Below are 8087 nucleotides of genomic sequence, written 5' to 3'. Positions count from 1 at the left end.
GGCTGATAGACGATCTCCTCAATACGGACCCGGTGCTCACCGCCACCGGCCTTGGGCCAGTCGATCTCGCCGCCCTGCGGGAGACCCAGCAGCGCGCTGCCCACGGGGGCCAGTATCGAGATGGATCCCCCGTTGGGATCCGCATCTTTCGGATAGACCAGGGTCAGCGTGAACTCTTCGTCGGTCCCTTCCACACGGAACCGGACGGTAGAGTTCATGGTCACCACGTCGGGCGGAACCTCCTCCGGTGCAACGACCCGGGCCCTGGCCAGTTCGTTCTCCAGGTCCGCCTTCCCCGGGAAGGCGTCCTTTGAAAGCGAGTCGATGAGATCCTCGAGCCGGTCAGCGTCGCGGGATGAGATCACGATCTCGGGTCTTTTACTCATTTGAATCCAGCCAATCCGTTATAACGACAAAGGGGGCGTCGGCTGCTCGCGGGCACAACCCGGGCGGCCGCGCCGGAGCCGGCACGGAGCGCGCGGGTTGGTACTGGGGCCTGTGGCCGATCTCAAGATTCGGGGGACGGCACCCCGGGGCTACAGCCGCATTCCATGCGGGATGATTACCCCACCAACCATAGCACGCACGCCGGTCTCTTGAGTCGTGGAGCCCTCATTAACCGCGCCATGGACGCCGCGCCCCGACCCGGGTAGCGTCCCGGATGGACGGATCCGGTAAAGGCGCGCGCAAGCATGTGGGACGAACGCTACGCAGACCCCGACGAGTACGCCTACGGCACGCAGCCGAATACGTTTTTCGCCAGTGAGGCCGGGCGCATCCCCGACGGCCCGGTGCTCTTTTTGGCCGAGGGCGAGGGACGCAACGCGGTCTGGCTGGCCGAGCGCGGCCACGCCGTTACCGCGGTGGACGGCTCTGCCGTGGGGCTGGAAAAGGCACGCCGGCTCGCGGCTGAGCGCGGCGTGGAGATCGAGGCCGTCCACGCAGATCTGGCCAACCACCCCATCGAGCCCCGGGCGTGGGCGGGGATCGTGTCGATCTTCGGCCACCTGCCCCCCGACATCCGCCGCGAGGTGCATCGACGCGCCGCAAGCGGGCTGCGCCCCGGGGGCCTCTTCCTACTCGAGGCCTACACGCCGCGGCAGCTGGCCTACGGCACCGGCGGACCACCAACGGCGGAGATGATGATGGACCTGGCGGGACTGCGCGCCGAGTTGCCGGGCCTGGAGTTGCTGGTCGGTCAGGAGATCGAGCGCCGAGTCGAGGAGGGGCGCTACCACAGCGGCCTGGCCCACGTCGTTCAGGTAGTGGCGCAGGCCCCTTAGCGTCGAGCGGGATCGCGGGCAGCCGGCGCAGGGCCGGGCCAACCCCACCCCAGGACATCCGTGCGGAGGAGTCGTGGCTACCGAGATTCAGCTGGTCTGGTTCAAGCGCGACCTGCGCATCCACGATCACGCCCCGCTCACCGAGGCCGCACGTCGTGGCGCGATCCTGCCTCTTTACGTGGTGGAACCGGAGCTCTGGCGCCAGCCCGATGCCTCCGCTCGGCAGTGGCACTTCGTGCGGGCGAGCCTGAAGGATCTTCGCAAGGCGCTGGCCACCCTCGGCCAGCCGCTGGTCCTCCGCCGCGGGAACCTCTGCGAGGTACTGGCGGAGCTGCAGCAGCACTACACGATCGCCGCCGTCCACGCGCACCAGGAGACCGGTAACGGCTGGACCTACGCCCGCGACCGCCGCGTTGCCGCCTACCTGAGAGCTGCCGGCATCCCCTGGCTGGAGTACCGACAGCACGGCGTCGTCCGCGGCCTGCGCTCCCGCGACGGCTGGGCGGATCAGTGGGAGGCGCTGATGGGCGCACCCCGGGCAAGGGCGCCGCAGGCCATTCCGCCCCTGCCCGGCCTGGACATCGGGCCCATCCCGGAGTGGCCAACGCCGGAGCTCGCCCCGGAGCCACCTGAGATGCGCGTGCAGCCCGGAGGGCGGCGCATGGGACGCACCGTGCTCTTCGACTTCCTCTCCAACCGCGCCGAGCACTACTCCGGCGGGATCTCCAGCCCCGGTCCGGCCTGGCTGGCCAGCTCGCGCCTGAGCCCGCACCTGGCCCACGGCACGCTGAGCCTGCGCGAGGTGGTCCACGCCACCCGTGCCCGACGCGCGGCGCTGCGCGAGCAACCCCGCTGCGCCGAGCGCGGTCAGTGGCTGCGTTCCCTGAAGGGTTTCGAGGAGCGGCTGCACTGGCATTGCCACTTCATGCAGAAACTCGAATCGGAGCCGCGCTTCGAGCACGAGAACATGCAGCGCGCCTGCGACGGGCTCCGCGAGGCAGAGTTCGACCCGGGGCGATTCGAGGCCTGGTGCCGCGGCGCCACCGGGTTTCCGCTGGTGGATGCCTGCATGCGCCAGCTCAACGCCCGGGGCTGGCTGAACTTCCGCATGCGCGCGATGGTGGTTGCCTTCGCCAGCTACCACCTGTGGCTGGACTGGAAGCGGACCTCGCCCTTCCTGGCGCGACAATTCACGGACTACGAGGTGGGCATCCACTGCTGCCAGATGCAGATGCAGTCCGGGACGACGGGGATCAACACCCTGCGCATCTACAACCCGGTCAAGCAGAGCCAGGAGCAGGACCCTGCGGGCACCTTCATCCGGCAGTGGTTGCCGGAGCTGGCCCACGTGCCCGACCGCTGGCTCCACGAGCCGTGGCATATGCCCACCTCGGTGCAGCGGGCCACGGGGTGTTGGATCGGCCGTAACTACCCGGCGCCGGTCGTGGATCACCAGCAGGCCGCCCGGCACGCCCGCGAGCGTTTTCGCGCCATCCGCCGAGACCCTGCCGCCCATCGCGAGGCGGATGCCATCCAGCAGGCCCACGGCAGCCGCCGCCGCGCCCCCAGCCGCCGAAGGCGCCCGAAACCGGACGACCACCAGGGCCGGCTCTTCTGATCAACGGGAGCACCTCACTCAAAGCGGTAGGCGCTGTGGCAGGCCACGCAGTTGTCCTGGAGTTCGGTCAGCTGCCGCTGGGTGTGGGCCGGATCGGACACCTCGCGGGCGTCGCGGGCGATCTCCTGAAAGGCCTCGTGCTGGTGGTGCATCATGCCCTGATACGCCTCCGGCGTGGCCGCCTCCATCCGCTCCGGGCGGCCGGAACGCCCCATCCCGGCCCCGCCCTGGCCCGCCTCGCCGCGGCCTTCGCCGTCCGCCCCGGCGCCCCGCGCCGGTACCTCGGCATCCGCCAGGTCATCCTCCCGGTAACGGTGTGGCACCGCGGTCAGGGCGTGACTGCGCGCGGCCTCCATATCCGGCTCGAGCGTGGCGCGCAGGATCTCGTTGCTCACCTCCAGGTACAGGCGCATGCGCTCCAGGCAGTGCGTCCGGTCCTCCTCGCTCAGTTCGATGGCCTTGCGGTCGTCGGCTGCCGATCCACCGATGGCCATCATCAGACCCACGGCGGTGGCCGCTGCAAGCGTGTGCCGGGACAGTCGGTTGCGCATGGTGTCGCAGCCCTCCTCAGAAGCTTGCCCGCAGGCCGAGCCGGGCGTAGCGGCCCGGATCGGCGCAGAGCGAGGTGTCGTTGCTGGTATCGAAGACGTTGTCGATGCCGGCGTAGAGGCGGACCTGCTCCCAGGCAGGCGGCCGGTAATGGCCCTGCAGATCCACCTGGGTGAAGGCCTCCTGCGCCTGCTGGTCATCCGGGTCGATCTCATCGACATGGGAACCGGTGTGCTGCACCCGCGCCCGCCAGCCGAAGCGCTCCCCGTGCTCGCCGCCTAGGGCCGCCCGGGCACTCCACTCCGGGGCGTAGGGCAGCTCGTGTCGCTCGCCACGCTCGATGGCGTCGAGCCAGGTCACCCCCATATCCACCCGCAGCCCGGCCGGCAGGGCGAACTCCAGGCTGCCCTCGCTGCCGGCAATCCGTGCCTCGTCGTCGAGGTTGTAGAAGCTGACATAGGGCTCGCCCCGCCGCTCACGGGTGATGCGATCCTCGATGACAGTGTGGAAGACCGCCAGGTCGTAGCGGCTCTCGCGCACCGGGCCCAAGGCCCCGAGACTGCCGCTGAGGCCGATCTCAACACTCTCGCTGCGCTCTGGATCGAGGTTGTGCGTCTGCCGCTTGTCGCCGGCCACCACGTTGGCGCCGTGCATGGGATCGCCGTTGGGGCGCCGCGTATCGGCATAGAGGGCGCGCTCATCGGGCAGGCTGTACCCCTGCGCGTAGTTCAGCCGCAGCCGCGCCGCCGGCGCGAAGGCATAGATAATGCCGCCTTCGACCGCTGTATTGTCGGCGTCGTCCAGGCTGCTGTCGTCGTAACGGGCGCCGTAGACCAGATCCAGCCGGTCGGTAACCGCCCACTCGTGCTGCGCGAAGGCGGCGGCATCCCAGCGGGTTTCGCTGCCGCTGACCAACTGGTGGTCCTCGTACTCGTGGTCGCGGTGCTCGGCACCGAGTTGCACGGTGTGCGCCCGCCCCGGGGTCCAGCTGGCGATCAGTTCCTGGCGCCAGTCCGTGAGTGTCACGTCCCGGTCGCGCTCCTTGGGCCGCTCCCCCGCGGAATAGCGCAGCGTGGTCCACGGCTCGCTGGTGACGATCCGCTCCTTCTCGTAGACGCTGCGGTAGCTGCGGAAGAAGAGGTTGAACGTCTCGGTGGCCTGCCAGTCCGCCGCCGCGACGAGCCCCAGGCGCTGGTTGTCATCGAGCCAGCGGGCGGGGATGTTCGCCACCGCGCCGTTATTCCCATTATCAACCTGCGTCGGTCCGGTGTTGATGTAGTCGCGCTCCCGCTCTTCGTGCAAGTAGTCGGCCTGCAGGGTGACCTGCAGGTCATCGGTGAAGAAGTGCTCCAGCGTACCGGCCAGGGTGTGGACGTCGGCTTCGTCCCGGCGAGCTTCCTCGATGGTATAGCGTTCCTTCAGGTCGACAACGTAGTCACCCGAATCCTCAAGGTCGATGTCGCGCCTGCCCTCCGGCAGCGCCGTGGCGCTCTCGCTGTACGCCGCCCGGGATGTGGCCTGGGCGTCGATCCGGAAGCGGGTGTCGAGACCGCCGCCGTGCAGACCGAGGGCGGCCTTGTAACGCTCCGCCCCGGCATCTTCCGTGCGCGCCCCGGCCTGCACGTCAATGTCCCCATGGAGACCGGGTTCCGGCTTGCGGGTGATGACATTGATCACGCCCCCGAGGGCGTCGGCGCCGTAGAGCACGCTGCCCGGCCCCTTGACGATCTCGATGCGCTCGATGCTCCCCGTGGGAATGCGGTTGAGCTCGTAGCGCCGGCTGGGCTCGCCGAGGACCCGGCGGCCATCGATGAGGATCACGTTGTCCTCGCGCCGCGCCCCGCGGATGCTTGCCTGGGTGCCGTCGGGGCTGACGAACAGGCTCGACTCGCGGCGCAGGACCTCACCGAGATCGGCGCCGCCGCTGCGCTCGACCTGCTCACGGTCGATGACTTCCACACTGCTCGGACTCCGCTCCCGCGCCCGCTCGCTGCGGGTGCCGGTGGTGACGGTCACCTCGGGCAGAACCTCGGCGTGGGCCGGATCGACGCCGCCGCTTGCCGGCGCCTGCTCAGAGCCGGCCATCGCCCATCCAGAGCTGACAGCCATGCCGGAGATCCCCAGCAGGATCAGGGACCGGCGCGGGTTCCAGGTGGTCATATCGATGCCGTCTCTCTCGGATGCCTGCAGGATACGGGCGTAACCTAAATGAGAACGCTTCGCATTGCTATTGATGCAGCGCAATCCAGAGCTTGGGGCACGCCAGCGCGACCACCTGCCGCACCCGACGCGTGGGTGCGGCACCCCGCGCCGAGCCGGGGCAAAGGAGCGGTTGAAGCCACACGATCCGGGGAAGGGTCCGGCCAGGGCACCAGCCTGAAGATTAATGAGGTGTTTACCGGCGGCGGACAAGATTAATGGTGATCGCCGAGTCCACCGACAGGGAATGCGCATGGCCGATGCCGACGTGAGTCAACGCCTTGAGCTCTACAAGCTCTACCTCAGCACTGCAGAGCAGGTGAGCGACCGCCGGGCCGCGGTCAACCGATGGATGCTGAGCGCCAACGTCTTCCTGATTGCCCTTTACGCGTTTCTTGCGGCGGATCGGGCTCTGCTGCCGAACGCCGAGGGCTGGATCTGGCTGGTCGCCATCCCGGTGGTGGGGATTCTGGTCTGCCTGGGCTGGGACACGCTGCGCCTTTCCTACCGCAAGCTCAACGATGCGAAGTACCGGGTCCTGCACGAGCTTGAACGGGACCTTTCATTCCCGGCCATCGAGCGCGAGCAAACGATCTACCGGGCGATCAGCCTCCGCCCCCTGGGCCGCATTGAAAACCGCCTGCCGCTGATCTTCGCTGCTGTGCACACCGGCCTGCTGCTGGTTTGGGTCGGGGCCGAGGCCGTGCCGCCGCTCACCAGCCCAGTCGCTTCATCACCTTGCGGACCTCATCGAGATTGATCGATCCGTCTTCGCCGCCTTGCCGGGCATCGAGTTCATGCTCGAGGAGTTGCATCCGCAGCGCCTCCAGCGCCCGGTAAAGCCGCTCACGCGCTTCCAGTACCCGCGCGAGGCTGCGCCACTGCGCATGGCGTGCCGCGCCTTGCTGTGCCTTCGCGGCCTCCTCCCGGCGCAGATCCCTGCCGAGGCGCTGCTCCGCGATCAGGGTCTGCTGCAGCTCCCAGAGCGCCTGCGCCTGGAGCCCCGCCGGATCCAGGCGCCGATCCGCCGGTGTGCCCTCCACGCGCCGCTGGAGATAAGCCGCAGCCCGCGCCGTGGCCAGCGCCTCGAAACACGCCAGCCGGCTCAGCACCGGCTCGGAGTCGTAGACGTTGAGCCGCTGGTTGATCGAGATCGCCCGTGTATGCAGCGCCTCACAGACGTCCTGGAACGCCCGTGCGCCGTCGATCTCCGCCTCCCCACGCATCACCACCCTCTACAGCTCCGCGCCCAACCCATCCGGCCGCTCCTCCGCCTCGGCAGGAGCGAAGCCGCGGCGAACACGGTTGACCAACTGCCTCAGGGGCTCTTCACGGATCGGCTTGGCCAGGAACGCATCAACCCCCTCCAGCCCGAACTCCTGCTCGATCTCCTCGCGGGAGTAGGCCGTGCAGAGTACCGTCGGGGTCCGCTGCCCCCCTGGCCGGCCCGCTTCCTCCGCGCGCAACGCGCGGGCCACGTCGGCCCCATTGAGCCCGGGCATGCGCAGATCCAGCAGGAGCAGGTCGAACGCCTCCTGCCGCGCCGCCTCCAGGGCCGTATCCCCCCGCTCGACCACGGTGACCCGGCACCCCAGGCGACGGAGGCGCAGGGGTACCACCACCGCGCTGGTCCGCTCGTCCTCGGCCACCAGTACGTGCAGCCCCTCCCCCGGGGTCTCCGACTCCGGCAGCTCGCCCCCAAGCGCATCCTCCACCCATTCCGGACGTGCGCTGGGCGGCAGATCCGCGGTGAAGCAGAAGGTCGCCCCCCGCCCAGGGGTGGAGGCAACCCAGAGGCCGCCGCCGAGGCGCTGGGCAAGCTCTTGGGCGATGGCCAACCCCAGCCCGTGACCGGAGGCCGGACCGTCGTAACCGAGCCGATCGAAAGCGTTGAAAAGCGACCGCTGCTGCGCCTCGGTCAGCCCGGGGCCACTGTCCTGCACGGTGAAGGCCACCCGCTCGTCGCCCTCGGCCTCCACCCGGACACACACGCGCCCCTGGTCCGTGTACTTGATGGCGTTATCCACCAGGTTGCCCAGCACCTGGCTCAGGCGCGTGGGATCACCGGCCACCCAGCCGGGGACGTCGTTGGCGACCGACCACTCGAGGGTCAGCCCCTTCTCCTGCGCCCGCGGCAACAGCAGGCTGCACTGCTCCTCGACCAGCCGGTGCAGATCCAACGGAACACGCCGCAACTGGATATGGCCTGACTGCAGGTGCGCGATATCCAGCAGCGAGTCGATCAGCTGCATCTGCCGCTCGCCCGCCTCCCGACAGCGTGCGGCATGGGTCTGCCGTTCCTCCTCACTCACACCGGCGTCGCTGAGCAGCTCCGCGTAACTGACCAGCGCATTCAGCGGGGTTCGCAGGTCGTGGCTGACCGCATTGAGGAACGTGCTCTTGGCCCGGTTTGCTTCCTCGAGCTGGCGCTGCACCGC

The 8087-nt window shown here is 69.1% G+C and carries 8 protein-coding genes; 3 read left to right on the top strand and 5 right to left on the bottom strand.

What is annotated here, in order from left to right; translation table 11 throughout:
- Positions 1-386: nucleoside diphosphate kinase regulator (gene rnk, locus LRA98_RS12165; protein WP_238640849.1), on the bottom strand; the 386-nt coding region annotated here is incomplete at its 3' end.
- Positions 387-692: 306 nt separating this feature from the next.
- On the opposite strand from rnk, the gene LRA98_RS12160 reads away from it, so the two are divergent.
- On the top strand, positions 693-1283 hold the full coding sequence (locus LRA98_RS12160) for an SAM-dependent methyltransferase (RefSeq protein ID WP_238633682.1): 591 nt from the start codon (positions 693-695) through the stop codon (positions 1281-1283).
- A gap of 73 nt (positions 1284-1356) precedes the next feature.
- Entirely contained in the window at positions 1357-2901 is a 1545-nt protein-coding gene (locus tag LRA98_RS12155; protein ID WP_238633683.1) for an FAD-binding domain-containing protein, read from the top strand.
- Between the two features lie 14 nt (positions 2902-2915).
- On the opposite strand, the gene LRA98_RS12150 is transcribed toward LRA98_RS12155, so the two are convergent.
- A complete protein-coding gene (locus LRA98_RS12150; protein ID WP_238633685.1) occupies positions 2916-3452 on the bottom strand; it encodes a hypothetical protein in 537 nt (178 codons plus the stop codon).
- Between the two features lie 16 nt (positions 3453-3468).
- Positions 3469-5610, bottom strand: coding sequence for a TonB-dependent receptor plug domain-containing protein (locus LRA98_RS12145; protein WP_238633686.1), 2142 nt, complete (start codon positions 5608-5610; stop codon positions 3469-3471).
- A gap of 292 nt (positions 5611-5902) precedes the next feature.
- On the opposite strand from LRA98_RS12145, the gene LRA98_RS12140 reads away from it, so the two are divergent.
- Complete coding sequence (locus LRA98_RS12140; protein ID WP_238633688.1) at positions 5903-6409, top strand: RipA family octameric membrane protein; 507 nt, start codon at positions 5903-5905, stop codon at positions 6407-6409.
- Here LRA98_RS12140 and LRA98_RS12135 read toward each other — a convergent pair.
- The gene (locus LRA98_RS12135; RefSeq protein ID WP_238633690.1) at positions 6363-6881 is read right to left on the bottom strand and encodes a hypothetical protein; all 519 of its coding nucleotides are present in this window, start codon (positions 6879-6881) and stop codon (positions 6363-6365) included. The two genes, LRA98_RS12140 and LRA98_RS12135, sit on opposite strands and share 47 nt — an antisense overlap.
- A 3-nt stretch (positions 6882-6884) precedes the next feature.
- The coding region (locus tag LRA98_RS12130) for a hybrid sensor histidine kinase/response regulator (protein ID WP_238640848.1) at positions 6885-8087 on the bottom strand (1203 nt) is incomplete at its 5' end.

The sequence above is a fragment of the Halorhodospira sp. M38 genome, assembly GCF_022227985.1.
Classification (GTDB): Bacteria; Pseudomonadota; Gammaproteobacteria; order Nitrococcales; family Halorhodospiraceae; genus Halorhodospira; species Halorhodospira halophila_A.
This window is presented reverse-complemented; position numbering and strand designations above follow the sequence as displayed.